Below are 1,050 nucleotides of genomic sequence, written 5' to 3' on the forward strand. Positions count from 1 at the left end.
ATACCACCAAATATATTAACCAATACTGCTTTTACATTGTCGTCAGACAAAATAATTTTGAATGCTTCTGAAACACGTTCTTTCGTCGCACCGCCACCAACATCCAAGAAGTTAGCAGGCTTACCACCGTGCAAGTTAACGATATCCATCGTACCCATTGCAAGACCGGCACCGTTAACCATACAACCAACATTTCCGTCCAGAGCAACATAGTTCAATTCGAATTTAGCAGCATGTGCTTCACGCTCATCTTCTTGAGAAGGATCGTGCATTTCACGGATCTTAGGCTGACGATATAAAGCATTGCTATCAACGCCAATTTTTCCATCCAAGCAGTGGATGTTACCTTCGTCTGTAATGACTAGAGGGTTGATTTCTAATAGTGCGAAATCATGATCATTGAACATGTTCGACAAACCCATAAACACTTTTACGAACTGCTTGATCTGATCGCCTTCAAGACCTAACTTGAATGCAAGCTCACGACCTTGATACTGCTGTGGGCCAACCAGTGGATCAATTTCAGCTTTGTGAATCAATTCAGGCGTTTCTTCAGCAACAGTTTCAATTTCAACACCGCCTTCAGTAGAAGCCATAAACACTACGCGCTGAGACGCTCTATCTACGACGGCACCCAAGTACAATTCGTTAGCAATATCAGTGCAACTTTCAACAAGAATTTTTGCAACTGGCTGACCACTCTCGTCTGTTTGATACGTGACAAGATTCTTACCCAACCAGCTCTCAGCAAAGGCCTTGATCTCTTCTTTGGACTTAACCAGCTTAACGCCACCTGCTTTACCACGGCCACCTGCGTGAACCTGGCACTTCACTACCCACATATCGCCGCCAATTTTATCGGCTGCAGCAGCCGCTTCGTCAGCTGTGTCACATGCATAACCTGTAGAAACAGGCAGTCCGTATTCAGCAAAGAGTTGTTTTGCCTGATACTCGTGTAAATTCATAATTCATTCCGTCATTTAATTGATTAATGCCACTCGTATTAAGTGGCCGGACAAAATCTCGGTCAATCCTTAACCGATCACATTG

General features: G+C 43.9%; 1 protein-coding gene. It reads right to left on the minus strand.

Annotation, left to right across the window (positions count from 1 at the left end):
- A partial coding sequence (sucC, locus tag A3729_RS23060; protein ID WP_068634322.1) for an ADP-forming succinate--CoA ligase subunit beta occupies positions 1-965 on the minus strand: 965 nt, incomplete at its 3' end.
- Positions 966-1,050: the final 85 nt, after the last annotated feature.

The organism is Oleiphilus sp. HI0043, from assembly GCF_001634935.1.